The 26,759-nt window shown below is 39.6% G+C and carries 22 protein-coding genes and 1 pseudogene; 16 read left to right on the top strand and 7 right to left on the bottom strand.

The features are described 5' to 3' along the window. Nucleotides 1-501: 3D domain-containing protein (locus ACW0TQ_RS20780; RefSeq protein ID WP_455725983.1), on the top strand; the 501-nt coding region annotated here is incomplete at its 5' end. An 84-nt stretch (nucleotides 502-585) separates the two neighbouring features. On the opposite strand, the pseudogene ACW0TQ_RS20775 reads toward ACW0TQ_RS20780, so the two are convergent. Further along, nucleotides 586-1,031: pseudogene (locus ACW0TQ_RS20775) on the bottom strand (GNAT family N-acetyltransferase). A gap of 228 nt (nucleotides 1,032-1,259) precedes the next feature. On the opposite strand from ACW0TQ_RS20775, the gene ACW0TQ_RS20770 reads away from it, so the two are divergent. The 3 genes from ACW0TQ_RS20770 (at nucleotide 1,260) to ACW0TQ_RS20760 (ending at nucleotide 4,024) form a co-directional block, all read left to right on the top strand. After that, entirely contained in the window at nucleotides 1,260-1,703 is a 444-nt protein-coding gene (locus ACW0TQ_RS20770; RefSeq protein WP_455725982.1) for a hypothetical protein, read from the top strand. Nucleotides 1,704-1,726: 23 nt separating this feature from the next. Next, a complete protein-coding gene (locus tag ACW0TQ_RS20765) occupies nucleotides 1,727-3,082 on the top strand; it encodes a tripartite tricarboxylate transporter permease (RefSeq protein ID WP_193064879.1) in 1,356 nt (451 codons plus the stop codon). 96 nt (nucleotides 3,083-3,178) lie between these two features. Next, nucleotides 3,179-4,024 (top strand): Cof-type HAD-IIB family hydrolase, encoded by an 846-nt coding sequence (locus tag ACW0TQ_RS20760; RefSeq protein ID WP_455725981.1) that lies wholly within the window; start codon nucleotides 3,179-3,181, stop codon nucleotides 4,022-4,024. Between the two features lie 107 nt (nucleotides 4,025-4,131). On the opposite strand, the gene ytvI is transcribed toward ACW0TQ_RS20760, so the two are convergent. Together ytvI and ACW0TQ_RS20750 are read right to left on the bottom strand one after the other, a co-directional pair. Beyond that, nucleotides 4,132-5,226: a sporulation integral membrane protein YtvI gene (ytvI, locus tag ACW0TQ_RS20755; RefSeq protein ID WP_455725980.1), complete on the bottom strand. Its 1,095-nt coding sequence runs from the start codon at nucleotides 5,224-5,226 to the stop codon at nucleotides 4,132-4,134. A gap of 106 nt (nucleotides 5,227-5,332) precedes the next feature. Beyond that, nucleotides 5,333-6,658, bottom strand: a complete 1,326-nt coding sequence (locus ACW0TQ_RS20750; RefSeq protein ID WP_332094421.1) for an alpha/beta hydrolase — start codon at nucleotides 6,656-6,658, stop codon at nucleotides 5,333-5,335. 203 nt (nucleotides 6,659-6,861) lie between these two features. Between ACW0TQ_RS20750 and ACW0TQ_RS20745 the strand changes: the two genes are divergently transcribed. From ACW0TQ_RS20745 to ACW0TQ_RS20735, 3 genes are read left to right on the top strand one after another with little or no spacing between them, the layout of a single operon-like run. After that, nucleotides 6,862-7,269, top strand: a complete 408-nt coding sequence (locus ACW0TQ_RS20745) for a secondary thiamine-phosphate synthase enzyme YjbQ (RefSeq protein ID WP_042529877.1) — start codon at nucleotides 6,862-6,864, stop codon at nucleotides 7,267-7,269. Nucleotides 7,270-7,297: 28 nt separating this feature from the next. Next, a complete protein-coding gene (locus tag ACW0TQ_RS20740; protein WP_455725979.1) occupies nucleotides 7,298-7,834 on the top strand; it encodes a tyrosine-protein phosphatase in 537 nt (178 codons plus the stop codon). Nucleotides 7,835-7,866: 32 nt separating this feature from the next. Then, entirely contained in the window at nucleotides 7,867-8,037 is a 171-nt protein-coding gene (locus ACW0TQ_RS20735) for a tyrosine-protein phosphatase (RefSeq protein WP_455725978.1), read from the top strand. A gap of 61 nt (nucleotides 8,038-8,098) precedes the next feature. Here ACW0TQ_RS20735 and ACW0TQ_RS20730 read toward each other — a convergent pair whose 3' ends face one another. After that, nucleotides 8,099-8,467 carry a hypothetical protein gene (locus ACW0TQ_RS20730; protein WP_042529879.1) on the bottom strand — a complete coding sequence of 123 codons (369 nt, stop codon included), beginning with the start codon at nucleotides 8,465-8,467 and terminating at the stop codon, nucleotides 8,099-8,101. A gap of 98 nt (nucleotides 8,468-8,565) precedes the next feature. After that, nucleotides 8,566-8,817 carry a GlsB/YeaQ/YmgE family stress response membrane protein gene (locus tag ACW0TQ_RS20725; RefSeq protein WP_042529881.1) on the bottom strand — a complete coding sequence of 84 codons (252 nt, stop codon included), beginning with the start codon at nucleotides 8,815-8,817 and terminating at the stop codon, nucleotides 8,566-8,568. Between the two features lie 470 nt (nucleotides 8,818-9,287). Here ACW0TQ_RS20725 and ACW0TQ_RS20720 point away from each other — a divergent pair, with 470 nt between their 5' ends. The 5 genes from ACW0TQ_RS20720 (at nucleotide 9,288) to ACW0TQ_RS20700 (ending at nucleotide 18,546) form a co-directional block, all read left to right on the top strand. Continuing rightward, nucleotides 9,288-11,258, top strand: a complete 1,971-nt coding sequence (locus ACW0TQ_RS20720; RefSeq protein ID WP_455725977.1) for a methyl-accepting chemotaxis protein — start codon at nucleotides 9,288-9,290, stop codon at nucleotides 11,256-11,258. A gap of 229 nt (nucleotides 11,259-11,487) precedes the next feature. After that, nucleotides 11,488-13,449, top strand: a complete 1,962-nt coding sequence (locus ACW0TQ_RS20715; RefSeq protein WP_455725976.1) for a methyl-accepting chemotaxis protein — start codon at nucleotides 11,488-11,490, stop codon at nucleotides 13,447-13,449. Nucleotides 13,450-13,686: 237 nt separating this feature from the next. Further along, the gene (locus ACW0TQ_RS20710; RefSeq protein ID WP_341173248.1) at nucleotides 13,687-15,660 is read left to right on the top strand and encodes a methyl-accepting chemotaxis protein; all 1,974 of its coding nucleotides are present in this window, start codon (nucleotides 13,687-13,689) and stop codon (nucleotides 15,658-15,660) included. A 97-nt stretch (nucleotides 15,661-15,757) separates the two neighbouring features. Continuing rightward, nucleotides 15,758-16,231 carry a DUF4365 domain-containing protein gene (locus tag ACW0TQ_RS20705; RefSeq protein WP_193064872.1) on the top strand — a complete coding sequence of 158 codons (474 nt, stop codon included), beginning with the start codon at nucleotides 15,758-15,760 and terminating at the stop codon, nucleotides 16,229-16,231. A 341-nt stretch (nucleotides 16,232-16,572) separates the two neighbouring features. Continuing rightward, a complete protein-coding gene (locus ACW0TQ_RS20700) occupies nucleotides 16,573-18,546 on the top strand; it encodes a methyl-accepting chemotaxis protein (RefSeq protein ID WP_319022574.1) in 1,974 nt (657 codons plus the stop codon). A 479-nt stretch (nucleotides 18,547-19,025) separates the two neighbouring features. Here ACW0TQ_RS20700 and ACW0TQ_RS20695 read toward each other — a convergent pair whose 3' ends face one another. Then, on the bottom strand, nucleotides 19,026-19,196 hold the full coding sequence (locus ACW0TQ_RS20695) for an aspartyl-phosphate phosphatase Spo0E family protein (protein ID WP_084612842.1): 171 nt from the start codon (nucleotides 19,194-19,196) through the stop codon (nucleotides 19,026-19,028). Nucleotides 19,197-19,623: 427 nt separating this feature from the next. Between ACW0TQ_RS20695 and ACW0TQ_RS20690 the strand changes: the two genes are divergently transcribed. Then, on the top strand, nucleotides 19,624-20,433 hold the full coding sequence (locus ACW0TQ_RS20690; RefSeq protein WP_193064870.1) for a flagellin N-terminal helical domain-containing protein: 810 nt from the start codon (nucleotides 19,624-19,626) through the stop codon (nucleotides 20,431-20,433). A 133-nt stretch (nucleotides 20,434-20,566) separates the two neighbouring features. Then, nucleotides 20,567-23,107 carry a YheC/YheD family protein gene (locus ACW0TQ_RS20685; RefSeq protein WP_455725975.1) on the top strand — a complete coding sequence of 847 codons (2,541 nt, stop codon included), beginning with the start codon at nucleotides 20,567-20,569 and terminating at the stop codon, nucleotides 23,105-23,107. A gap of 278 nt (nucleotides 23,108-23,385) precedes the next feature. Here the strand turns inward: ACW0TQ_RS20685 and ACW0TQ_RS20680 are convergent, their stop codons facing one another. Then, a complete protein-coding gene (locus ACW0TQ_RS20680; RefSeq protein ID WP_455725974.1) occupies nucleotides 23,386-24,276 on the bottom strand; it encodes a LysR family transcriptional regulator in 891 nt (296 codons plus the stop codon). Nucleotides 24,277-24,394: 118 nt separating this feature from the next. Between ACW0TQ_RS20680 and hutG the strand changes: the two genes are divergently transcribed. Both hutG and gltS read left to right on the top strand, forming a co-directional pair. Continuing rightward, the gene (gene hutG, locus ACW0TQ_RS20675; protein ID WP_455725973.1) at nucleotides 24,395-25,345 is read left to right on the top strand and encodes a formimidoylglutamase; all 951 of its coding nucleotides are present in this window, start codon (nucleotides 24,395-24,397) and stop codon (nucleotides 25,343-25,345) included. Nucleotides 25,346-25,370: 25 nt separating this feature from the next. Then, the gene (gltS, locus tag ACW0TQ_RS20670; protein WP_455725972.1) at nucleotides 25,371-26,567 is read left to right on the top strand and encodes a sodium/glutamate symporter; all 1,197 of its coding nucleotides are present in this window, start codon (nucleotides 25,371-25,373) and stop codon (nucleotides 26,565-26,567) included. Nucleotides 26,568-26,759 lie beyond the last annotated feature (192 nt).

Genomic DNA, 26,759 nt, shown 5'->3' with positions numbered 1-26,759 from the left:
GAAGAAGCGGCGCAAGCAGAGGCAGAAGCTGAAGCAGCAGCACAAGCGGAGGCAGAAGCAGAAGAAGCGGCGCAAGCGGAAGCAGAAGCTGAAGCAGCAGCACAAGCGGAGGCAGAAGCAGAAGAAGCGGCGCAAGCAGAGGCAGAAGCTGTGAACTCCTCAGAAAATGAGGAACCTGTAACGGAAACCAACACACAAGAACAAGCTAGCGGTGAAACAATCTCTGTAACTTCTACCGCATATACAGCTAACTGTGAAGGATGTTCTGGTGTTACATCAACCGGAATTGACTTAAACGCAAACCCGAATGAAAAAGTAATTGCTGTTGATCCAAGTGTAATTCCACTAGGTACAAAAGTATATGTTGAAGGCTATGGTCATGCAGTAGCGGGCGATATCGGCGGCGCAATTAACGGTAATAAAATCGATGTTCATGTTCCGACACGTGATGAGGCTCTTAACTGGGGCGTGCGTGAAGTTAATGTGACTGTAGTAGAATAGTAGAAACTTAATAGAAAAAATTTGAGGGAAAGCACTTTGCAATAAGGTGCTTTCCTTTTTTTTATGGAATATGAAGCGATTATGTCAATGAATATCTTCCCAATCCAACTCCCGATAAAGCATCGATTCCGTCTGCTTTTCTTTTTTCATATTCACTTTCTCAAGCACCCGCATGGAAGCGGGGTTATCCAAACGTGTTTCGGCTATAACTTTTTCAACTTCGGCAGTACGTTTTGCCCAATTTAATAAAGCGGCAAGTGCTTCTGTTGCGTAGCCCTTATTCCAACAGCTTTCCAGAAATCCATAACTTCTGCCGTTTTATTTTCATCTGGTCTTCCTTTAAACCCCATATCTCCAATTATTTTGTCATCTGCCTTTCGTTTTACAAGCCAAACACCCCAATATAAGAGAGCAGGGTCTTCTTTTAATGCATGTAAATGCTGGATAATATGAGGATCGCGTGGATAGTCTGAAGTCATTGTCTGTTCTGTACAAGGGGTAATGATGAGTCTGTCTGTTTCCAGCTTCATAAAAACCGCTCCTTTTTCACTGTATTTTAATTCGGGTATAACCGACTTTCAAAGCTATTAGTATAACAGATAATATGGGTGATAAGCCTTCCAGGTTATAAGTTATGCTGTGATTAGTATCTGCTAATAACTCCTAGTATAATTAGCTTGTGTGTAGTATAATCAGGTTATTTCATTCTGCAAATAATTGTTTCAGAGATATTTTCAATAGAAGGGTGTTTAAAAAAGATGGAAGAACCAGAACAAAAACGTTCTCAAGCCTATGTTGAAATCATTGGTGATACGGTTGTCGGAAAAGACTTGATCATGACAATCTCCATCAGTGTGGTGTTGAGCTTTCTTGGCTTTTTTGCTGGCAGAGAGCTTATTTTTCCGAGGATTGCTCCAGAAGAAATGATCCTGTCTTATTCTCTATTGTCAGGCATCGTCGGCAGTGTAACAGGTTTGCTTGTGAACACGTTTTTATTTAAACCGAAGCGGATTTTAAATGAAACGGCGTCTACCAATGCAGAATTGTCGGAAATATATGAGAAGCTGCAGCTGGATATGGAGGAGGAGCGTGACTCTATCTTGAATGATCCAGTGACCACAGCAGAGATGAAGGAACAAGGATTTTATGAGATGTTTATCCTGGATGAGCAAACGCAAAGCGATGAGAAAGAAAAGAAATAGTTGAAAGAGGAGAATGAACGAAAATGGATGTATTACTGATATCAATCGGATTAGCGATTGTAGCCGGGCTGATTTTCACGGCAATCGGCTTGATTTCCGGCTCCGATGAAACCGCTGTGCTTGTTCCCGCTACATTGATTGTAGTGCTGTTGGGAGCACCTCCGGAAGCTGTTTTTGCCTTTTTTATGGCTGCCGTGCTTTCCAAGCATCTCACGCATGCGATTCCTACTGCATTAATGGGTGTTCCTGGAGATACGACGGCTACGCCGATGCTGGACCATGCGAACTTTATGCGGCGCATCGGCCTGCCGCATATTGCGTTGCGGAAAATGATTTCCGGCGGGATTATTGGTGCATTTATTGCGCTTCCTGTATCCTTGGCGTTTGCTGTATTCTTAAGCCAGTTTGGAGAATTTTTTCAGGAGAATGCCGGGCTAATATTTACATTAGCAGCTGTTTTGATTGGGTATTTTTCCAAAGGTCGCTGGGCGAGTATTATTTTGATTATCCCACTTGCCCTTGTAATTCAAGGGTTGAATATGGTCAGCACCACGATTCTGGGAACCGGATTATCAATCAGCTTTTTCTTAGGTATTGCAATTGGACCTATGTTTACCGATATCTTATTAGCAACCTCCGGAAGCGGACGGCTGATGATTCAGCGCCAGCAGCCCAATGAATATAAATTAGCTCCAGAAAAGAAATCATGGTCGGGATATTTTCCGAATCCATTTAAAGTATTAACGAAAAAACAAACAGCAGCGGTTGGAGGGACGTCGTTTTTATCTTCGTTAACCTTTGCTTTAAGTCCTGTCGGCATGACCGCATTGATGGGAGAGCTGGTAGGTTCCAGGATAAAGGGACAATACAAGAAGTCAACGGCCAGCCTTTCTACGATGAATGGGGTAACGGAATCAACGTATATTGCGGAGACGATTATTCCGCTTGTGGCCTTTGGAATTCCACTTAGTCCGGTAGCAATCGGACCGGCGCAAGCGTTATTTAATGCGCCGCCTGTATTTACAACAGAGCCGGTCCATAATCTGCATACGTTAATGGAGCCGATGGATTTTCTTCTATACGGGTTGATTGGAATTATTGTTGCGGCTGTTATTGCCTATCCATTTTCGATGAATTTTGCGCGGAAAGCGACGGTTCTTGTGTTAAAGCATATTAACCAGGAAGCCATTATTGCTATGTTTATCGGAGTGGTTACCTTGCTTGCGTTCTATGAAGGCGGCTTGGTGAGTGTTACCGTTACGTTTGCCATGGCAATGGTCGGCGGATTATTGAATCGTTTCCTTGGCGTGGGAATCGGGGTTCAATTTATGATATTCTATGGCTCCGGCTGGATTGTAACAACGTTATTAGGTATGTAAGGTGTGAAATACAGCGGAACAGATATATCAAAACAGGCCGGGCAATCAACATGGCTTCAAATATGGTAAGATAGCAACTGGAAGGATGTGAAGCACGTGAAGTTAATTGCAATTGATTTAGATGGTACATTACTAAGTGAAGACGGAAAGATCAGTGAAGAAAATCAAGAAGCGATTCATAGAAGACAAGCAAACGGCGATATCGTTGCTTTTTGTTCTGGAAGATCATTGCATGATATGCAGGAAATTGCGGATGCGGCGAATTTAGAGGTTCCATTAATTTGTGCGAATGGTTCGTTGACCAGTGTGAATGGAGAAATTATCCGCAGCCAGATACTTGTTGCAGACAAGCTGACGGAAATCATGGACACGGTGGCGAGTGCAGGATTATATTTTGAGGTTTATACGAATAAAGGCGTCTATATTCAAAAGGATAAGAAGCCGATTTTAGAAGAAGAGAAGGAAGCTTTGTTTGATACGCCGGAAGAAAAGGAAAATGCCGGGCATATTATTCGAATACAAAATATGCAGTATGGGATGGTAGAAGTAGATGACTACTTAGAAGCAGGAGTAACCGAATTGGATCCGTATAAAGTATTTATTTTGTCCTTCCGTCGCCAGGAGCTGGAGAAGCTTGCGGAAGGCTGGAAAGGCAGAGAGGATATTTCCATCACCACCTCGGGCTATCAAAAATTAGAGGTTGCTCATCCGGACGCCAGCAAAGGAAATGCATTAGAAGCGCTGGCAGCGTATTATGAAATTCCGCAGAAGGACACGGTCAGCATTGGAGATAATTTTAATGATATTTCGATGCTTGAATATGCAGGAACAGCTGTAGCGATGCATAATGCTGAACCGGAAGTAAAGGAATATGCAGACCATGTAACAAGAAGTAATGAAGAAAATGGTGTCGGTCATGCATTAAATGAAATCATCAAATAAGACAGCAGAGGCTTTGCTTATAAAACGAAACGTTACGCAGCGGGAGTTTTGGCTCCCCATAATAAAAAATCCGAATCTGATTTTTACAGATTCGGATTTTATTTGTTCTATATACTTTCTTCTTCTACCTTTTCAATCGACTTCTTCTTCACGAATTGAAATAAGCCAACTTCATGGGCTGCTTGAAATGCGCTGACAACAAACGGACCAAAAATAAGTCCGAGCACACCAAAGAAGACAAATCCAAAATACATGGATAAAACGGTTGGCAATGCCGCGAGCCCCATTTGATCACCGAGCACCTTAGGCTCCGTAATCCGTCTGATGACCAGGAGAAATAAGGCTAATACCATCAGCTGCAGACCGGTTGGAACGTCGCCGATAAGCATCATCAGTCCTCCCCAGGGAACCAGAATTAATGCCGGACCGACATACAGCGGAATAATGTCCACGAGCCAGATAATAAAGGTCATTAAGAGCGCAAACCGAGGTGAGATAAATAATAAGCTCACATAGGTAAGTATGAAAATCATTACACTAAGCAGGAATTGCGCTTTCCAGTATCCCCAGAAAACCGTTTTTAAACGCTGGAAGAAGGTCTTTAATTTTGTAGATGTTGTCTCTGGAAACAGAGAGAAAAAAGCTTGGAGCAGCTTTGGCAGATCCAGACTGAATAAAAAGAAAGTAATCAGGTAGACAAGCGATACAAAAAGCAGATTAGGAATGGATTGGACCCAGGAACCGAGCATGCCAATCAAACTCTCTACTAAGTCATATCCTGTGTTTAACAGCCGTTCTGATTGACGTTCCAGTTCACTGATAATCGCATCACGCTGCGGCAAATCAGCAATTAAATCATTGAACCTGTTAATAATTTCAGTGATGATGGTCTGAATTTCACTTCCGTATCTGGGAACATTATAACTCCATTCCACGATACGGCTGATGGTACTTGTGAGCATGACATAAATTAATCCGCAAGCCACTACCACGAAGGTCGTAAAAACAATGGTAACCGGCCAGATTCGTTTTTCTTGTTTTAATACTTTTTGCAGCAGCTTCACAAGCGGTTCAAAAATAATTGCTGTTAATAATGCCAGCAGGACAGGTATAAATACCGAAAAGTAAAAATATAAAAATACAGCTAGTGCTATAAGTAAGATGCCGATAATAATTTTTTTGATTAATGATTGATTTAACAAAAGCTTTCCCCCTGCCGAATAACACAATAAAATATCATAATATCATTTTATAATCCGGCTTTCAAATTGTAAACCGGATTAGTGGAGTTCAGGAATTATTGCTGTATTATTCCGCCTGTTCATGAATCCAATCGCTGATATCCTTGATAACCTGTTCATCCACATGACCGGGAATATTGTATTCAGCTATCGTGCCTTTATTTTCCCCTTGGGATAGAATAAAGTTATGGTTAAGGTCCGGATAGGTTTTTAATGTTGCCTGCGATTCATCTGCAAAAATATCTTCCCATGCAGCGAAGTCATTCTCCACGGTGACCTGAAAATCTGCTTCGCCCTGAAGAATAAGCAGTGGTTTATTGGAATCAAGAGCAATTTGGCCGACATCGTATTGATCCATTTCTTGAAGATAATATCCGCTCATTCCGCCAATGTCATATTCCATGGCTTCTTCTGGAGACATATCTTGAAAGCTTTCGGCAAGCTCTTTAAATGCATCTGCTTGTTCCTGCAGCTGTTCTCGTGCTTCTTCACTCAGATTATCAGAAGCTAAATCTAATTGCTGATTGTACAGGATTTCCCATAATGACCGGGGAGAGCCTGCTAAAAGAATCATGCCAGCTGTATCTGCCTCGTCGTCAATGCGCGGCGCCAGCATTCCCCCGAGAGAATGTCCATTGATGTATACTTGATCCGTCTGAATTCGGTCGTCCGCTTGCAGCATGCGGGCTGCTTCCACAGCATCATCCACCGATTCTTCCTTAACGGTCAGTGCCGCTCCCAGCTCTTCCACCATTTTTTCTCCATGTGTATACGTACGCTTATCATAACGTAACACCGCAATTCCTTCTTCTGCTAATCCATAAGCAATATCCTGAAAGGGTTTGTAGCTAAAAATAGTTTCATCCATATCATTTGGACCAGATCCATGTACAAGCACCACAGCTGGATATGGTCCGCCTTCCTCATCGGGCAGGGTCAATTTTCCATTTAGGGGGTAGCCGTCTTCCGCTTCTATTGTGATATCCTCTTCCACTGCAGCATCAGGGAGGGCTAAATCCTCCATTGGGCGCGCTATTTGTAAGCTCTCCAGTTTTTCTTCTTCATTCCAATCCATGGTTACCTCCATTCGTGCATCATCAAAAATGACTTCACCGGAAACAGCTGTCTCGTCATCATCTGCGGTTGCTTCCAGATTGTTAATTTCTTCAAATGTACTTCCGCGATTAGCTTCCCAGGACAGCCGTAATTCATCTGCAGGGTATGCATCCTGCAGTGCTGCGGAGAAATATTGGTCGGTAATTTGCTGATATTCCTCCTCCTGCAACTGCTGAAGCACTTCTTCTGCGTTCTCTTCTGCTGTGCTTTCCTGACTCGAACAGGCAGAGAGGAGAAAAAAGGCTGAACCAGCCAGAATTATGTATGTTTTGCGCAACATCATCACCCTTTTCATAAATTATGTGTTTATCTCAAATGAATGGAAGAGCATACAAAGCCTATACCCTATTGTACGATTTACGAAGGGGTTATGTTTCAAAACTACCTAATTATTTGTTGGTTTGTCCATATTTCGTTAAGATAGGGTTATACTTGAAAGAACGCATGATAGAATGATTTTTATGGGAAGAGGTGGAGGACATGACTACGAATGCAATCGAATTTCAAATAAAAACAAAGAAGAAGCAGGAATTTGTTTTCTTGGATAGCCAGCTGGAGGAAATTTTAGACCAGAGCGGTGTGCAGGAAGGAATCATGCTGGTATATTGTCCGCATACGACCGGCGGAATTACAATTAATGAAAATGCTGATCCGGATGTACGGCGTGACTTATCGCTTGGCTTGAACGAAACCTTTCCAAATAAAGAAGCCTATGTCCATATGGAAGGCAATTCGGACGGACATATGAAATCATCGGTTGTCGGTGCCAGCGAAACATTGATTATTTCCAACGGTCATCTGATTCTGGGAACATGGCAGAGTGTCTATTTCTGTGAATTTGACGGGCCGAGAACACGGACGGTGTATGTGAAGATAATAGAAGGGTAAGGTTTGTGACTAAAGGGGAGGCAGAAGCGTGACAACAGAAACTTTATTGTTTAATCCGGAAAGACATATTGCATTAGATGGAACACAAAATATTCGTGATTTGGGAGGCTATCCAACGAAGGATGGCAAGCAAACAAAATGGGGAAAGTATTATCGGGCAGATTCTCTGCATCAGGTGAGCCCTGAGGGGCATGCTTTTCTGCAAAAGGAAAGAGGCATTCATACCGTTATTGATTTACGCATGAGCATGGAAGGGAAATATCGAAAAGAGGATAAAGCACGTTATGATTTTTATAATATCCCCTTGCTGGACCCGGCTACATTTACGACTAAAATGCCGAAAAGTCTTGTGGAAATGTACATCTTGATGTTGGAGACCAGCAAGCCGAAATTTAAACAAATCATGGATATTTTTCTTGAGAATAAAGGAAATCCGGTTCTGTTCCATTGCCGGGTCGGAAAGGATCGTACAGGTGTCCTGGCCGCTATTTTATTAGATTTAGCAGGCGTGCCAAGAGATATTATCGTGAAGGATTATGCGCTGACGGCGAGTATAAGAAGATAACGGATGAAGAGCTTCATCATCGTCCGCCGTTGATGTCACGGAATCAATTTAAAGCGATGTTGAGCTGTGAACCTGCTTACATGGAAGCGTTTTTGGACTATTTGTATAAAGAATATGGCAGTGCGGCTGATTTTCTGAAAGTGATTGGTTTGAGAGAGGAAGAAATCACTGCTTTGCGAGATGATTTTATAGAGGAAGGATAGAATAAAAAAAGGAGAAGAACGGTTGAAATTTATGCCGTTCTTCTCTCTTTTTTTCTGTTTTCTAATAGTACGGTGGATAGGGGTAGCCGTTATAATAACCAGGTGGTCCGGGCGGTCCAGGAGGGCCAGGCGGACCCGGCGGACCATAATATCCCATTGGCCCAGGCGGTCCTGGAGGTCCGGGGGGCCCGGGAGGACCATAATATCCCGGGCCTCCGCCAGGACTAAAAGCGCTGCCCAATAAACCGCCGGCTAATCCGCCGATGAACGGGAAAAAGAACGCACGCTGTTCTGGCGCATGCTGATTAAATGGCTGTCCCGGGTATGCATTATATGGTGAAGCAGTTATATCAAACTGATCCGGATGCTGATAATCCATCACCTGATATTCATCTGCATGAGAATACCCATGATTTGGGTCAGAGTGCATATACATTCCTCTTTTCTACATAAACTATATACCTAACTTATGCAGCTGCTTCAATTATGTTCACCCATTCCTCTGTATCGTCTTTTAGAATCCGGTCCTTAACGGCGGAATAGTCGCATGATGAAACTGACAATAAGAATAAGGATAATCGCACCAATTAAAGCAGGTACGATAGAGAACCCGCCTATTTCCGGACCTAGTTCTCCAAGAATCGCAGTACCGAGCCAGGCTCCAATGAAACCGGCAAGAATATTTCCGATGATTCCGCCCGGCAAATCCTTACTTACTATTAATCCGGCTACCCAGCCGATAATTCCACCAACAATTAGACTCCAAATAAAGCTTAGCATAAAAATCATTCCTTTCTATATTTTATTTATCCCCAACTATATAAACTTTAAAACGAGAAATCCTTCTTTTTTTAACAAAAAATAGAAAAAATGCTTCAGAATTCCTAGTATGGAAAATGAAAATGAAATACAGCTATAATTTTTAGGTTGAAAGTACTTTTATAAATGAAAAGGTTAATAGGTAATAAGGTGTGTTCCCCCTGTGGAAATCATGGATATTTTATTAAAATCAATCTTTCATACATGGAACTTTTATCTTATAAGAAGTATTTAGTTTTTTTTGATTTAATGTTAAAGGGTTATTTTTATTTTATGATTTGATTCTAAAAGAATGATAAATTTACTTTATATTCCTTTTATTTCTTTTTAATGGAATTAGTAAAAATATTTTATAATATTTATTGTATTTAGATACATTTTTTCAGTTTTCTTCCGATAAATAATTATAGACAATTAGGAGAGATGAAAAAATGAAGAAATTATTTAAAGCCAAAGGAATCCGGTTTAAGTTAGTCTTATCTTTTTTCTTAATACTACTCGTCCCGGGAATAATCGTAAGTACGATGTCATTTTTTACTTCAACAAATACTGTAGAGCAGCAGAAGCGGGATCAGGTGCAGGAATTAACTGCGGTGATAAATCAGACAATCAATAATACATTTGATCTGAAGCAGAGGGATATGGAAGTCTTATCAAGCGTAATTACAGCCGACGTCATAGAAGATACTGACGAATTAGATCGAAGAATGTCTGAGTACATAGAGATTCATGAAGAGGCTCCGGAATTTTATCTTGGAACGACAGACGGCGATTACCATATGCAGCCGGACTTAGAGATGGAGGAAGGCTACGATCCAAGAGAGCGTGACTGGTATCTGGAAGCCATGGCAAATCCGGAAGAAGTCATTATTTCTGATCCATACCTGACAGCAAGCGGGGACGGGCAGATAGCGGTCAGTATTTCGAAAGCACTGGAAGATGGTTCGGGAGCCATCGGTATTGATGTATCCATGGACTTTATTCAGCAGCTTGTATCAGAAATGAGCATAGGAGAAAATGGATACGCTATCCTGCTGGATACGAATCAAAACTTTATTTATCATCCGGAAACAGAAGTTGGAGAAGACGCAGAAGAAGCTTTCTATCAGAATATGTATGGAAATGATTCTGGGACGTTTGACTATGATTACAACAATATGTCTAAAATTATGGTATATGATACGAACAGTTTAACGGGTTGGAAATTGGGAGGAACCATTGACCAAAGTGAAGTAGAAGCTGCAGCCAGGTCTATCTCTACACCGGTTACCATTGTACAGGCTCTGACGATAGTCATCGGAACAGTCATTATTTTATTTCTGATTCGTTCGATTATCCGCCCAATCAAGGATTTAAAAGAAAAAGCAGAAGTCATCAGTACGGGAGACTTAACGCAGTCTGTGGAAGTCAAAACAAATGATGAGATTGGCGAGCTGGGCACTGCTTTTAATAAAATGGGAGAGAGCCTGCGGGAGCTGGTTGGCGAGGTGGAATATAATGCGCAGCAGGTAGCCGCCTCTGCACAGGAATTAAATGCAAATGCTGATCAGATGACAAGCTCATCGGAGCAGGTTTCCCTGGCTATTCAAGAGGTATCCTCCAGTGCAGAGCATCAGTTAAGCGGTACGGAAGATGGAGTGAATTCGCTGGAAGAAGTGTCTACAGGCGTGCACAGAGTCGTTGAAAGCTCTGCCCAAGTAACGGAATTCGTGCAAAAAATGAATGAACAGGCAGAGGTCGGCGGACAGGCTGTGAGCAACACATTAAATCAGATGACCTCGATTCAATCATCTGTCGAAAATACCAATGAAAATATTTCATCCTTATTAGAACGGTCGAAGCAGGTCAGCACGATTTTAAATGCCATTACCGATATTTCAGAACAGACGAATTTGCTCGCATTAAATGCAGCAATCGAAGCAGCCCGGGCAGGAGAGCATGGGAAAGGCTTTGCAGTTGTGGCAGATGAGGTGCGAAAGCTGGCTGAACAGTCGAAGCTTTCCGCTACGCAAATCAGGGAAATCATTGTAGGAATCCAGACAGACGTTGAGAATGCAGTAGATAAAATGGGGCAGGTTACCTCCAATGTCAACAGCGGACTGGATGTATCCTATGATGCCATCGATAAATTCGGTGAAATTCTCCGCTCCAGCGAAAGCATTAAACCGCAGATGGAAGAAGTAACTGCCATCTCAGAACAAATGTCTGCCGCAGTTGGGCAGTTAATGGAAACCGTGAATAATCTGGCTTCCATCGCCCGCAATAATGCCGCATCCTCTGAGGAAGTAGCCGCATCTTCTGAAGAACAGCTTGCCTCCATGGAGGAAATCTCGGCATCTGCGAAATCACTTTCTTCCATGGCTGAGGATTTATCGGAGAAAGTGTCAAAGTATAAATATTAAAGGTTTTAACACTATCTTAAGAAGAAACCCTTAAACTGAATTAATTTTTACCTTAATAAAAAAGTGCAGTAGTGAGAAATTGCTGCACTTTTTTTATGTCATTTTTTAGGTAATTAAACATAATTGTAAAAATATTTACAGGACTAATTAACGAAAAAAGTATTCAAATTATCATTTTCTTGCCGATAGATAAGTATAGAAGCATTTTTAGCAGTAGGGGAGGACAACCATGAAGAATACAGGAATTCGATTTAAGTTAATTGTATCATTTGTTTGTATGTTATTGATTCCGGGCGTTGTCATTGGGTTTATGACGTATAACAGCTCTTTGAATACATTACAGACGCAGCAAGAGAACCAAGTAGAAGAAATTATCACGATTATGAATCAAACTATTGATAATACATTTACTTTAAAGAGCAGAGATGCAGAAGTATTAGCGGGACAGATTCAAGGTGAATCGGTAGATAACGAATCCGAGGAGATAGCTGCATCTTTTGATCAATATTTTAACCTGCATGATGAGGTAGTATCCGTTTATGCCGGTTCTGAGGAAGGAGCATTTATGGAAGCGTCAACGGATATGATAGAGGGAGAATATGATCCGCGTGAACGTACGTGGTACATAGAAGCAATGGAGAGCACGGGAGAAATTATTATTTCAGAGCCTTATATTTCAGCGGGAGCAGATGGTGACATGGTCGTTACCGTTTCGAAAGCATTAGAGGATGGTTCAGGCGTTGTCGGTATCGATTTATCGATTGATTTTATTCAGGAAGTAGCGTCAGGAATTCAAATTGGTGAAAATGGCTATGCGATGCTATTAGACGAAACGCAGCATTTCATTTATCATCCGACAGTAGATATTGGCAATGAAACAGATGAATCTTTCTATGATCATCTTTATGAATCAAATACTGGCGAATTTGAATATAATTATCAAGACACCGATAAAATTATGGTTTATGGAACTAATGAATTAACAGGATGGAAAATCGCCGGAACGATTGACTATAGTGAAATTCAGTCAGAGGCAGCTTCTGTTTTTAACACATTATTGATTGTATTAGCCGGTGCTATTGTGATTGGGCTGGCTGTGACAGCAGTGATTGTACGTTCCATCGTGAAGCCAATCAAAGAATTGAAAGAAAAAGCGCAAATTATCAGCACAGGTGATTTGACGCAATCAATTGAAGTGAAAACAAAGGATGAAATTGGTGAGCTTAGCATCGCTTTTAATGAAATGCAGGGCAGCTTAAAAGAATTAATTCGTGATGTTGAATTCAACGCTCAGCAGGTTGCTGCATCTGCAGAAGAATTAAATGCGAATGCCGACCAGATGACAAACTCATCTGAACAAGTGTCTCTGGCTATTCAGGAAGTATCCTCCAGCTCGGAAACACAATTGAATGGGACAGAAGACAGTGCGAATTCATTAGAAGAAGTCTCGACAGGGGTCAGCAGAATCGTTGACAGTTCCTCTCACGTAGCAGAATTGGTAAACCAGATGAGCGATCAGGCAGAAATCGGCGGCAAAGCGGTTACGGATACGTTGAATCAAATGACATCGATCCAATCTTCCGTAGATAATACAAATGTCAATATTACCTCGTTAATGGCCCGTTCAAATGAGGTAAGCACGATCCTGAAGGCCATTACGGATATTTCTGAACAGACCAACCTGCTCGCGTTAAATGCAGCGATTGAAGCAGCCCGCGCCGGAGAGCATGGAAAAGGATTTGCTGTTGTTGCAGATGAAGTACGGAAGCTGGCTGAACAATCGAAAACCTCCGCTGGAGAAATTAGTACGATCGTTCAAGGGATTCAGCAGGATGTAAAGGATGCTGTTGAAAAAATGTCCCAAGTAACCGCCAATGTAGATAAAGGTCTGGAAGTGTCCGATGATGCGATGGACAAATTTAAAGGAATTGTCCAATCCAGTACGGATATTAAGCCGCAAATGGAGGAAGTTATGGCCATCTCTGAGCAAATGGCAGCTGCGGTACAAGAAGTTTCTTCCACAGCGAATGACCTGGCTTCAATTGCCAGAAATAATGCGGCATCTTCTCAGGAGGTAGCAGCTTCTACAGAAGAACAGCTTGCCTCCATGGAAGAAATCTCTGCATCTGCCAAATCATTATCTACGATGGCAGAGGATTTAACAGAGAAAATCAATCAATATAAATACTGATAAAGACTAATTTTCATCATGAAGAACTGGACCTTTCTATTCCAAAGCGCTGGAATAAGGTCCGGTTTTTTATTTGCTGTAATGCATTAGATGGATAAAGAATAGTAGGTATTTTGTTTTATTCAATTAACTTTACTCTAGAATCGAAGTAGGGAAACAAGGAAAAATGATTCATTTAACATAAATACAGCCGATAAATAATTAGAAGAATTTAGTAAAAAAAGGAGGCTGGAAAGAATGAAGCAGAAAAAAGAAACAAATGGAGTGAAGCGAAAATTAGTGATATCCTTTTCATCTATCTTAATTATACCGATTGTTCTCATTGGCTTTTTAACGTACAACAGCTCTGTCAATTCCATGCAAGCACAGCAGGAGGAGCAGGTAAATGAAATCATCACCCTGATGGGACAGAACATTGATGAGACGTTCGATCTGAAGGGCCGGGATATTGATGTATTTGCCGAAAATACTAGAGGAGATCAGATAGAAGAGGCAGACGATGAATTGACCCTTATTATGCATCAATATTTACATTTTCATGAAGAAGTAGAAGAAGTTTTCTTTGGTTCAGAGGAAGGCACCTTTTTGATTGATGCGGAAACAGAGGTCCCGGAAGATTTTGATCCGCGTGATCAATCCTGGTACATACATGCAATGGAGAACCCGGGGGAACTGATTATCTCTGATCCGTATCAAACTACAGCGGTCGATGGAGGAATGGTTGTTACGCTTTCCAAAACATTAGCGGATGGTTCCGGTGTTGCGGGTATTGACTTAACAATCGATTTTGTCCAGAATATGGCATCCACTGTTGAAATTGGTGAAAACGGTTACCCGATTTTATTAGATAGAGAAGGAACGGTTATTTTCCATCCTGACAATGAAGTAGGGACACAGCTGGAAGAAGCGTTTACCTCTTCCATATTGGAACAGGAGTCAGGTGTTCTTGAATATGAGCAGGATAATGAAGATAAAATTTTAGTGTACGATTCGAATGACCATACAGGCTGGACACTTGCGGGAAGTATTGATTACAGCGAGGTTAAAAATAATGCAGCTTCCATTATAAAAACACTTATCATCGTGATGATTGTTGCCTTTCTCATTGGTGCAGGGATAAATGCAGTCACGATTCAATCCATCCTCCGTCCGATTAATGGTTTGAAAAGAAGGGCACAGGTGATTAGCACCGGAGATTTGACGGAAGAGATCAAAGTGGCCAAAAACGATGAAATCGGGCAGCTTGGCAATGCATTTAATGACATGCAGCATAGTTTAAGAGAACTAATCAGCGATGTGGAAATGAATGCACAGCAGGTCGCAGCGTCAGCGCAGCAGCTGACTGCAAATGCTGATCAATTAACAAGCTCGTCCGAACAGGTATCGCTCGCTGTTCAGGAAGTATCATCAAGCGCAGAAAATCAGTTAGATGGAACAGAAGACAGTCTTCGTTCGTTAGAAGAAGTGTCAACAGGAGTAGGGAGAATCGTAGAAAGTACGACCAGCGTTTCTGACTATGTAGATCGGATGAATGAGCAGGCGAATGTAGGCGGACAGGCTGTAAGCAACACATTGAATCAAATGACATCCATCCAATCATCGGTAGAAGATACAAATAAGGATATTCATTCTCTGTTAGAACGCTCGAAGGAAGTGAGTACGATTCTCAAAGCGATTACCGATATTTCGGAGCAGACCAATCTGCTCGCATTAAATGCAGCGATTGAAGCAGCACGTGCCGGAGAGCATGGAAAAGGATTTGCTGTGGTCGCAGATGAAGTACGTAAGCTTGCCGAACAATCGAAAACATCTGCTAGTGAAATCAGTGTTATCGTCCAAGGCATCGAAAGGGATGTTCAAAATGCGGTGGAGAAAATGAAACAGGTCACGACCTCTGTAAATGATGGACTTGATGTGTCCTATGACGCGATTGATAAATTTGGCGAAATCATACGGACAGGCGAAACGATTAAACCACAGATGGAAGAAGTGACAGCTACTTCAGAAGAAATGTCTGCTCTTGTGGAACAAGTGACCTCAACGGCAGATGGTTTAGCATCCATTGCCAGAAATAATGCAGCATCCTCAGAAGAAGTAGCAGCTTCTACGGAGGAACAATTAGCATCGATGCAGGAAATTACGGCGGCTGCGAAGTCCTTATCTTCTATGGCAGAGGATTTGACGGAGAAGATAAAGGTTTATAAATATTAAGGGTAGAAAAATCATTTCCCAAAAATGGGAAGTGATTTTTTCGCTTTTTAATTACTCTTTACTGAGATGTTATTAAAAAAATGATGGAGGGGTAGCAATGCCAAATACGGATTGGACCAAATTGAATAGATTACAATTAGGAAGGTATGCTGAATATTTTGCGAAAATGGAGTTCGCTTCATATGGATTAGAGGTTTATACAACAGAAGTGGATGACAGGGGGATAGATTTTGTTGTAAGAGACAATCATGGACGTTTCTGTGAGATACAAGTTAAATCACTTAGAGGGACAGGGTACGTATTTATGCAAAAAAGTAAATTTGACATTACGAATAAAAATCTATATCTGACTCTATTATTATTTCATTCCGGGGAAATGCCAGATGTATTTCTTATACCAAGTGCGGTATGGGAAGCACCTGACAAGATATTCGTTGATAAAAATTATGACAAAGAAGGTCAAAAAAGTGCTCCAGAGTACGGAATTAACATCTCTCGAAAAAATTACTTCCAACTTGAAGGTTACAGATTTGAAGATTCCATTCAAGATTTTCTCAAAAAGAAAGAATAAAAAAAAGCGGGTATTTGCTCACAATATAAATGGTATGAAATAGAATAAAAGTTATAAAATAGTTAAAAAATATTTAATTCATGAAAAAATAGCCGATAAATAATAGGTATGAAATCTTAGGGAATTATACGGTGTATTTGCAGAAAAAGGAGTGAGGAATGAGTCAATAGATACTGCATGCTTATTTTGTTTCAATAATTGGGAATGCTGGCGGCTTTCGTCGTAAGCATCTCAGAGAATGTTTGACCTGATTGTATAAACAACTGGTTCGATACATTATTGCATAAAAAAATGATATATACATCACCAGAATGAAATATAGCAGCGAGGGAGAGTCAGTTGTGAAGAAATTAACCAAACCAAAAGGAATTCGATTTAAATTAGTAGTATCCTTCTTTTTCATGTTATTGATTCCAGGAGTAGCAATTGGAATAATGACCTATTTCAGCTCCATCGATTCATTAGAACATCAGCAAACGGAGCAGGTGAAAGATACCGCTGATCTACTGAACCAGACCGTGGACAACGCCTTGGAATTAAGGATAAGTGATTTGAATACATTTGCTGCGCAATTTAACAGCGGGCAGATAGAGGATGATGAAGAGACCTTAGAACAGGTATTAGGACAATATAAGGAGATGAATGAGGAAGTCTCTGAGGTATATATGGCTTCCAATGACGGCGATTTATTTTATAGACAGCCGGATACAGAACTGCCGGAGGGATTCGATGCAACCGAACGTGATTGGTTTATCAATGCGGTGAATAACCCTGGCGAGGTACAGATTTCAGATCCATTTGAAAGTGCCAGCGAAACAGGAACAGTAATCAGCATCACCAAAACATTGGATGACGGTTCCGGTGTAATGGGAGTAAGTCTCTATATCGATTCTATCCAGCAGCTGGCTTCAGAGGTTTCAATTGGAGAGAATGGCTATGCTGTCATTATTGATCCACAGCAAAAATACGTATACCATCCAACCTTTGAAACAGGGGAAGAAGTGGAAGGCGACGTATTAGGAACGATGTTTGAAGATGCGTCAGGAAGCTATGAATATAGCCATGATAATACATCAAAAATCATGGTGTACCAGACAAATGATTTAACTGGATGGAAGCTGGCAGGAACCATTGATTACGATGAAATCAAAGGAGAGGCAGCATCAACCTTAACGACGATGATAACAATTATTGTCATTACCTTAGTGCTGGGAACAATCATTATTCTATTCTTGATCCGTTCCATCACCCGTCCAATTCAGAGACTGAAGGAAAATGCAAAAGTCATCAGTACCGGTGACCTGACACATTCGATTGAAATAAACACAACGGATGAAATCGGCGAGCTGGGACAAGCTTTTAACGAAATGCAGGAGGGCTTGAAAACGCTGGTTCGTGATGTCGAATATAATGCCCAGCAGGTTGCCGCATCGGCAGAGGAGTTAAATGCGAATGCCGATCAAATGACAAGCTCGTCTGAACAGGTATCCCTAGCCATCCAGGAGGTCTCCTCCAGCTCGGAAACACAGCTGCACGGTACAGAAGAGAGTGCGAATTCGTTAGAAGAAGTATCTACCGGCGTTGGCAGAATCGTTGACAGCTCCACAAAGGTTTCGGATATGGTGACACAAATGAGTACACAGGCAGAAGTTGGAGGAAAAGCAGTCAGCGACACCTTAAATCAAATGACATCGATCCAATCGTCTGTTGATGATACGAACCTGAATATCGCATCCTTATTGGAACGCTCGAAGGAAGTAAGTACGATTTTAAATGCCATCACCGATATTTCGGAGCAAACGAATTTACTGGCGCTTAATGCAGCGATTGAAGCAGCGCGTGCTGGTGAGCATGGGAAAGGATTTGCTGTGGTAGCGGATGAGGTCCGTAAACTAGCAGAGGAATCCAAAACATCTGCAGGAGAAATCAGCTCCATCGTCCATGGTATACAGAACGATGTCCAAAAGGCTGTGGAAAAAATGTCTCAGGTGACAGCTAATGTTAATGATGGTTTAGACGTATCCTATGACGCCATTGATAAATTTGGAGAAATCCTGCGTTCCAGCGGAGATATTAAACCGCAAATGGAAGAGGTCATGGCCATCTCCGAGCAAATGTCTGCAGCAGTTCAACAGGTAACAGCCACTGCCAATGACCTCGCTTCCATTGCCAGAAATAATGCGTCCTCTTCAGAGGAAGTCGCTGCATCTACTGAGGAGCAGCTCGCATCGATGGAAGAAATCTCTGCATCCGCTAAATCACTGTCAACGATGGCAGAGGATTTAACAGGGAAAATTGCAGAATATAAATATTAAGAAAGTTGATAGAAAAAGAAGGATTTCTTATATAAGGGAACCCTTCTTTTTTTTTGCATGATACTTGCACATCCATATTTTTAGCTGTCAAGCTGAATTCATATTCATTTTTGGTGTAGACAAACCCTATCGTTTGTCCACACCAAAAAAATGGAGTACAGCCTTATTCTTTCTATACATACTATCCATTCATATGTTGTCTTAGTAGAACATGGCAATTTGTTTTGCTTTTACAAGAAATACAGCAGTGAACAATTATCAGCCAGTATCGCTATGAGCTATCAGCGTCTTCGTTGAATGGGTATATTTTTACTTATAGGAAAGTTAATTATTTTAGCGATTGTTTTGTGAGGGTGAGTAACTGTAGTTCCCAGAAGTATTTTCTAGCCTGACTAAAATTTTTAAACAATCATATAAGTGCACCGATGTTGATAGGACGAGTAGTGCTTGTCCTAATGAAAGCAATCCTGCGTTAGTTGTTAAGTCGATTTGCTACTTTGTTTTAAAATCTGATCTAATTGGTTCAGTAATTTATCCAGCGATTGTGATATTTTTAATAAATTCGGGTCGTTTGGATTCTTCTCATAAACTGCATACATTTCTTTTCTTTTCGTTTCAATCTGCTTGTTCAATTCATCAATTTCCGACATACTCTCACGCCCTCTCCAATTACCAAATAGAAGTTAATTTGGATATGGCATAAAAAGATATGATAAGGCTTTAAGCAGAATTCTAACAGGAAACGTAAGAAAAATAAAATAAATCAACTGTTCTAATTAATGGGAAGGTAGTTATAAATAGTAAGTTTATATTAAAAATATCCTGTATTTTATAAAAAGGCAGAAGATTTTTGCGGCAAAAGAAGCAGAGGAATGAATAAAAAAAGAATTTAAAAAAATTATAAAAAAAGCTTAAACAATTTGTCCCCTTTGCCGATATAAGAAATAGGTCATCAAAGGATGATTCGTTAGGGCCTTAACGATTATTATTTATTTTGATATTGACCTGAATGGTTAATATAAATGAGTTCACAAGGATGTGGCTCAAAAAATTACAATTACATGGAGGTAAGGAATTATGATTATCAATCACAATATTTCCGCAATTAACGCACACCGTCAATTAGGGGTAAACCAAAACGGTGTACAAGGATCTTTAGAAAAACTTTCTTCTGGTCTTCAAATCAACCGTGCAGGGGATGACGCTGCTGGGTTGGCAATTTCTGAGAAAATGCGTGGTCAGATTCGTGGGTTGGAACAGGCATCTGTAAACGCACAAGATGGGATCTCTTTGATTCAGACTGCTGAGGGTGCTTTAAATGAAACACATGACATTTTACAACGCGTGCGTGAACTAGCTGTAAAATCTTCCAACGATACAAATACAGATGAAGACCGTGCTGAAATTCAAAAAGAAGTGACAGCATTATTGGATGAAGTGGACAGAATTGCTGGTCAAACTGAGTTTAATACGCAAAATCTTTTAGGCGGAGAGTTAGAAGTAACCTTCCATATCGGTGCGAATGAAGGACAAAGCATTCAAGTAGCAATCGATGCTATGGATGCAGAGGCATTAGGAATAAGTGATATTGATCTTAGTACACAAGAAGGCGCAGATGCTGCAATTACAACTATTCAAAGTGCAATTGAAACTGTTTCTGGACAACGTTCGGCATTAGGTGCTGTGCAAAATCGTCTTGAACACACAATCAATAATTTAGGTACATCTGCTGAAAACTTAACAGCAGCAGAATCTCGAATTCGTGACGTTGATATGGCAAAAGAAATGATGGAATTCACGAAGAACAACATTCTTTCTCAGGCTGCTCAATCGATGCTTGCGCAAGCAAACCAAGTACCTCAAGGTGTACTTCAATTACTTCAATAAGAAAAGATTATAAAAAAAGATCCCAGCTGGGGTCTTTTTTTATTTTATAATGAACTTTATAAAGTAGACTTTTCATCCGATATTATATATAGAACTAACTTGCATGCTGTGTAAATAGTAAAGGAGTTTTCGTATGGAAAAATTAGAAGAAAAACAAATATTTCAACTAAAAAATATTATTGATACATTATTGGAAGCAACCGAGCATTTTTCTAAATTAATCAAAGAAAAAGAACTCCATCAAAGTATATTTATATTCAATTCTATTGTAGAAGGAGCAACCGCAATTGAAAATTTACTTAATAGAGCTGAAATAAAGGTAGACGATATAGAAACAGAGAAAATCAATAAGCCATTATTATTCATTGCACGAGAAATGGAGAAAAACAATTTTTCAAAAGTATCCGAAATAACCCGCTTCTCTTTACAGCCGCAATTAAGAAAATTAAAAAAGGCTTTTCAAGAAAGTAATGGCGATCATTCTAATCAGAAAATAACAATTGGTGTTTATCTTGACCCGAACAATCCAAGAAAAAGCTATCCAGAATCTAGAATTAACGCACTTGTAGTAGAAGCGGAAAAACAAGATGCCAAATTGTTATTTTTTTCTTCGGAAGATGTTAACTTTGAGACAGAAGAAATAAAAGGAGATATGTACATAAATAATTCGTGGGAAAAAGTTTCCCATTCTTTTCCTGATGTTATTCATAATGTTGGAATTACTCCAAGGATAAGACAATCACTAACAGAAAGAAAATTGAGAAGAAAATTACCATTTACAAGTTTTGGTGTGGAGAATAAATTACATCTACCTAAGAAAATGCTGCAGTATTTGACGTTTGCTGATTTATTGGTGCCTTTCAAAATGGTTACAGATGAATCCATTGTAATAGACTTTGTAAATGAGAATGGAAAAGCTGTGTTAAAACCTATTGTAGGGAGAAGAGGATTAGAAATTTACTTTGTTAAAAAATATAAAAATCATTATATTGTTCAAGATGATACAAAGGAGCGCAGATTTAATCAAGCGGAATTAAAAAACTGGATATATGAAATTGCTTTGCGTAAAGGTCGTCATTATATGGTCCAACAATATGTCGAAGCTCGCACTAAAAATGAAGAGCCATTTGATATTCGATCTCATGTTCAAAAAAATGCAGAAGGGAAATGGCAAATCACAAAGATATATCCGCGTATTGGAAATAAAAAGAGTATTTTAAGCAATATTAGCCGCGGTGGTAAAACAGATGATTTAGAGGCTTTTTTAATACATGAATTTGGAGAAAAAGGAAAACAGTATAACAAAGATTTGAAGCAACTATCATTTGATTTAACACAGCATTTAGATAAAATATATGGATTAGTACTTGATGAACTAGGGTTAGATATAACCATTGATAAAACAGGACGTTTCTGGCTGCATGAAGTGAATATGGGACCACAATCTACCTATCATGAGAAAGAACGGGCAGTGAATACTATTGGGTATGCAAAGTATATTGCAGAAAATGGAATTTATTTAACCAATAGCTCGCAGCGGTTAACTAGTAAGGGACAATTTAATGCTAGAAATACCAATTTACCTTGGGCCGAGTTAAGTAAAAAAACAAGTATTGGCATGCTTGTACCGGAACAAGGAGAAAATGAGCTGGCTATTGCATGTGCATATGTAGCCAAATATGAAGATGTTGACTTCTTTTACTTTTCGCCGAAGGATATAGATTATGATGAAATGTTTATCAAAGGATATTTTTATGAAGATAAAGAATGGATTTCGAAAGTAGTAAATTATCCAGATGTCATTTATGACCGTCTCAGATTAAGAGGAGTAAAAGGGCATAATACCATATATGAAGAATTAGAAGGAATTCCTTTTACCAATGAATTTTATGGGAATTCAATCAGTAAGCTGGAGGTTTATGATAAGTTAACGAAAGCTAAATCAGTTGACGATGTAATTATTCCGTATCAAAAGGTTGGTAAAGTAAGAGATATATTTCGTTTTATTGAAAAATATGGGACAGTTATTGTTAAACCAGAAATAGGCTCCTTTGCTAAAGGAGTGCATCTTATTCAAAAAATTGAAATGAATAAATACTTTGTAGTGGATGGAGATAAAGAAACTTATCATAGTGAATTTTCTTTATCAGATTATTTAAGAAGTATGATAAGAAAAGATACGTTTATTGTTCAAAGATATATAGAAACTAGAACGAAAGAAGGAAATCCATTTGATATAAGAGTCCATATGATGAAAGATGGTAACGGTGAATGGTCTTTTACTAATAGTTATCCTAGAATTGGTATTAATTATGCTACCATTTCAAGTACTGGAAACGGGGGCTATATTGGTGGATTAGAGGGATTTTTAAATAGAAATTTCAATGATAATGATTCAAAGTTAAAGCAAAAAATAGAGAAAATATCTTTAAACATTGCTGCTAGTTTTGAAGATTTATATAAGAATGAATTAAGTGAGTTAGCATTGGATTTAGCAATAGAAAAAAATTCTACTGTTTACTTGATTGAAGTTAACGTTAATAAACCAGGAATTATTTATTATGAATTTGAAGTAGCTAAACATGCGATACCTTATAGTGTTTATTTAGCGGAGTTTGAAAAGCAGAAAAGAATGATTGCTATAGATTCAGATATATCAACAGATATTGAGTAAGTAATTTAAAGGTTTAAGCAAGTGTAAGTAGATAATCAATTACGTATGTTAAGTAAGAACCGTTGCACAATCAGGGAACTGATTGTGCAACAGTTTTTTTGTGAAGGCAAAAAACTATAAAAGTATACTCTCGTATATTATTAACTTATAACCAATAAAAAATAAATGTACGTAAATTCTCGCTAATTATTAATTATATTTATTGATGGGCTGGAAGAAATGATTCTTGCAGATTATTGGACCCGATTTCATTGATTCTTACTATGCCTATTCAGAATTTAAAATCCCCCCTCATGAAACGCACAAATAGTCTCTATAGACTTATCAATCACAGGCGGTAGATATCTCGAACGATTTTTAACAAGATATACATTTCTTTTTAACATCGGGCCTTCCAGCTTTTTGATATGCACATTTGGATGGTTGGATGCATTGACATAGTTTTCCGGAACAATGGTAATTCCAAGGCCGCTTTCCACAAGGTGATAAGCTGTTTCAAATCGTTCAATTTCGAATTGGATATTGGGATGGATACTTGCGTTTTGAAAAGCCTTTATGATATCAATCCGTGTTTGGTAGCCCTCTTTGCATAAAATGAAGGGCAGGTGCTGTAAATTTTCTATCGTAAGTGAAGCTTCGGATTGAAGAGGGTGATTCTTTGGAAGTAATACGACAAGATTTTCTTCATATAAAAAGATGGACTCGAGCTCTTGTGTATCAATAAAATGATTGGTTATTGCAAAGTGGATTTCATAATTTAATAAAGCATTTTGAAGCTCAGACAAACTGAGTAATTCTGAAATTTGAATATGAATGGTGCTGGAATCCGATTTGATTTTTTTTATTATCTCACTGAACCAGTTTTTTGCCGTTTCAATCATACTGATCGAAAGCTCCAATGGACCTTCTAATCGCAGCCGCTCCATTTCCTTCTCCATATCATTCATCTGGGTTATGATTTTTTTGGCCTGGTTATAAAAGATTTCTCCTTCCCGGGTAAGCTGAATAGAAGGCTTTCTTCGATGAATCAGAGACATTTGCAAATGCTCCTCCAGCTTCTTGATAGAAATACTTAAAGAAGGCTGTGAAATATGCAGCTGTTCCGCCGCTCTTGTAAAATTTTTTTCTTCAATCACTTTGATAAAGTAACGCAACTGTGTTAAATCCACAAGCGATTCTCCTTTAATTATAGTTTCAAACTATCGAATAATAAATTATATATATTAGTGATTATACTACACTAAATTTATAATGAAGGAAATCAATTTATTGTAACGGAGGGATAATATGTATCACGAACCTGCGAAAGAATACTGGAAAGGCAGGATAGACAGCACCTCCGATAAAGACAGCTTTCGTTTCCATCAAACCATCTCATTAGAAACAATGGAAACCATGAATACAGAAGAGAAGACGATTGCACTTATCGGGTTTGAGTGTGAGGAGGGGGTCCGCCGGAATAAGGGAAGACTCGGCGCGAAGGAAGCTCCTAATAAAATTCGGAATTTTTTATCGAATATGCCCAGCTCCGTTTTAGGAGGCTATTCTCTTTCTGATGTTGGTAACGTTTCCTGTGAAGGTGAAAATATGGAAAAGGCTCAGATGGAGCTTGGTGTTCATTTGAAAAAAATCTATTCTCAAAATGCGGTTCCGATTGTTATCGGCGGCGGGCATGAAACGTTATTTGGACATTATTTGGGCGCAAGATGCCATTTACAAAAAGAGGCGCGTCTCGGAATTATTAATATTGATGCCCATTTTGATATGAGGCAGGATAAGCAGCCTTCTTCCGGTACGATGTTTCGGCAAATTCTTGAAACAGATGAGAATGCAGGCTATCTCTGTATTGGAATTCAGCCTTTCTCCAATACAAACGCATTGTTTCAAACAGCAGATGAATTAGGATGCCGTTATTTCTTGGAGAATGATGTAAAAGAAAATATGGATGCCGTTTTTCAAGCTATCGATGCATTTAGTGCGGAGCATGATGCGATTATTTTTACATTATGTACAGATTCCATTTCTGCCAGCGAAGCTCCGGGAGTCAGCGCCCCTGCTGCGTTTGGTCTGGCTGTTTCCGATGTTCGGAAATTATTAAGTTATATTGCTTCCAAAGATAATACGATCAGCTTTGATATTTCAGAGGTCAATCCGGCTCTGGATGAAAATGACCGGACATCGCGCTTGGGAGCAGCTTTGATTACGGAGGTTATTCACGCATTTACTAAGAAAAACTAAGAAGGGGAAAGGGAGGACAAATAAGATGATAGAATTTGATCAGGTTACCACGATATTCTTTGCATTAGCTGTTTTTATGTTAGGAACGTTTCTTAACTATAAAATGCCGTTTCTCAATAAATTCTGTATACCGGCGCCAGTGGTAGGAGGGTTGCTGTTTGCTTTAGTGATTACCCTTTTACGCGGACTCGATATTGTAGTTATTAATCTGGACACGTCATTACAAAATTTATTTATGCTTACCTTTTTTACAACAGTCGGTTTGGGAGCCAGCTTCAAGCTGCTTAAAGTGGGCGGGAAGCTGTTAATTATTTACTGGCTCGCTTGCGGATTTTTGGCTTTGGCTCAAAATGTTATCGGTGTTTCCATGGCCAAGCTGCTGCATCTTGATCCTTTAATTGGTGTTATGGTAGGTGCGGTATCGATGGAAGGCGGTCACGGAGCGGCAACTGCATTTGGCAGTACCATTGAAGAGATGGGAGTTGAAGGAGCCTTATCCATTGGCTTAGCTGCGGCAACAGTTGGCTTGGTTGCCGGCGGTCTGATAGGCGGGCCGATTGTTAAATTCCTGATTAATAAATATCAATTAAAGCCAACCGAAGCTGAGGAAATCTCAGACGAAGCGATGGGAGCAGTGCCCCGACAGAATGAGAAAATAAATTCCAGATCATTTATGATCCAAGTCTTTATTATTGTGTTTTGTATGGCTGTCGGAACTTACTTGGGAGATTCCTTTACTTCGTGGACAGGCTTTGTCCTTCCTGGATATGTAGGAGCGATGTTTGTCGCTGTTATCGTAAGAAATATTATTGAACGAGTTTCGGAGGATGTTATCCAAATGAAAAGCATCGGTATTATTGGGGATATCACATTGGGTATCTTTTTATCGATGGCATTGATGAGTATTCAATTATGGGAAATTGTTGATTTAGCTTTACCGCTTTTACTTATCATTTTGGTGCAAGTTATCTTTATGGTGTTATTCAGCATATTTTTCTTATTTAAAATGTTTGGCAAAAACTACGATGCTGCGGTGATGATTGGCGGATTTACTGGTCATGGACTGGGAGCAACGCCGAATGCGATTGCCAATATGGATGCTGTCGTTTCGAAGTTTGGCCCATCACGTAAAGCATTCTTGATTGTTCCGCTGGTTGGTGCTTTCTTAATTGATGTTTTTGCCGTGCCGATTATCATTACGACGATTAATTTATTTAGCTAGTTCACTGTATCATTTTTGATTAAAATATGTATCCTCTCCTTCTTTGTCAACGTTAGAAATAACAACTCTATCATGCAGGGTTGAAAGGAAAACTGTCGCAGAATTATATGTTGCGGCAGTTTTTTTCTATTCTGTATTTTAACAGGTGTCTCTAGTTACTTCAGATAACTCCTATCTTAAACATGGGAAACG

Source organism: Oceanobacillus sp. M60, assembly GCF_053839645.1.
The sequence above is the reverse complement of the archived record's forward strand: the minus strand, read 5'-3'. Positions and strand labels throughout refer to the sequence as shown.

What these genes read in the sequence shown, in the direction of transcription:
- ACW0TQ_RS20705 (WP_193064872.1), top strand. Translation starts at nt 15,758, where the DNA reads ATGCCAAATACGGATTGGACCAAATTGAATAGATTACAATTAGGAAGG.
- ACW0TQ_RS20745 (WP_042529877.1), top strand. Translation starts at nt 6,862, where the DNA reads ATGACTACGAATGCAATCGAATTTCAAATAAAAACAAAGAAGAAGCAG.
- ACW0TQ_RS20725 (WP_042529881.1), bottom strand. Translation starts at nt 8,817, where the DNA reads ATGCTAAGCTTTATTTGGAGTCTAATTGTTGGTGGAATTATCGGCTGG.
- ACW0TQ_RS20710 (WP_341173248.1), top strand. Translation starts at nt 13,687, where the DNA reads ATGAAGCAGAAAAAAGAAACAAATGGAGTGAAGCGAAAATTAGTGATA.
- ACW0TQ_RS20685 (WP_455725975.1), top strand. Translation starts at nt 20,567, where the DNA reads ATGGAAAAATTAGAAGAAAAACAAATATTTCAACTAAAAAATATTATT.
- ACW0TQ_RS20715 (WP_455725976.1), top strand. Translation starts at nt 11,488, where the DNA reads ATGAAGAATACAGGAATTCGATTTAAGTTAATTGTATCATTTGTTTGT.
- ACW0TQ_RS20695 (WP_084612842.1), bottom strand. Translation starts at nt 19,196, where the DNA reads ATGTCGGAAATTGATGAATTGAACAAGCAGATTGAAACGAAAAGAAAA.
- ACW0TQ_RS20690 (WP_193064870.1), top strand. Translation starts at nt 19,624, where the DNA reads ATGATTATCAATCACAATATTTCCGCAATTAACGCACACCGTCAATTA.
- ACW0TQ_RS20730 (WP_042529879.1), bottom strand. Translation starts at nt 8,467, where the DNA reads ATGCACTCTGACCCAAATCATGGGTATTCTCATGCAGATGAATATCAG.
- gltS (WP_455725972.1), top strand. Translation starts at nt 25,371, where the DNA reads ATGATAGAATTTGATCAGGTTACCACGATATTCTTTGCATTAGCTGTT.
- ACW0TQ_RS20735 (WP_455725978.1), top strand. Translation starts at nt 7,867, where the DNA reads ATGTCACGGAATCAATTTAAAGCGATGTTGAGCTGTGAACCTGCTTAC.
- ACW0TQ_RS20720 (WP_455725977.1), top strand. Translation starts at nt 9,288, where the DNA reads ATGAAGAAATTATTTAAAGCCAAAGGAATCCGGTTTAAGTTAGTCTTA.
- ACW0TQ_RS20765 (WP_193064879.1), top strand. Translation starts at nt 1,727, where the DNA reads ATGGATGTATTACTGATATCAATCGGATTAGCGATTGTAGCCGGGCTG.
- ACW0TQ_RS20770 (WP_455725982.1), top strand. Translation starts at nt 1,260, where the DNA reads ATGGAAGAACCAGAACAAAAACGTTCTCAAGCCTATGTTGAAATCATT.
- hutG (WP_455725973.1), top strand. Translation starts at nt 24,395, where the DNA reads ATGTATCACGAACCTGCGAAAGAATACTGGAAAGGCAGGATAGACAGC.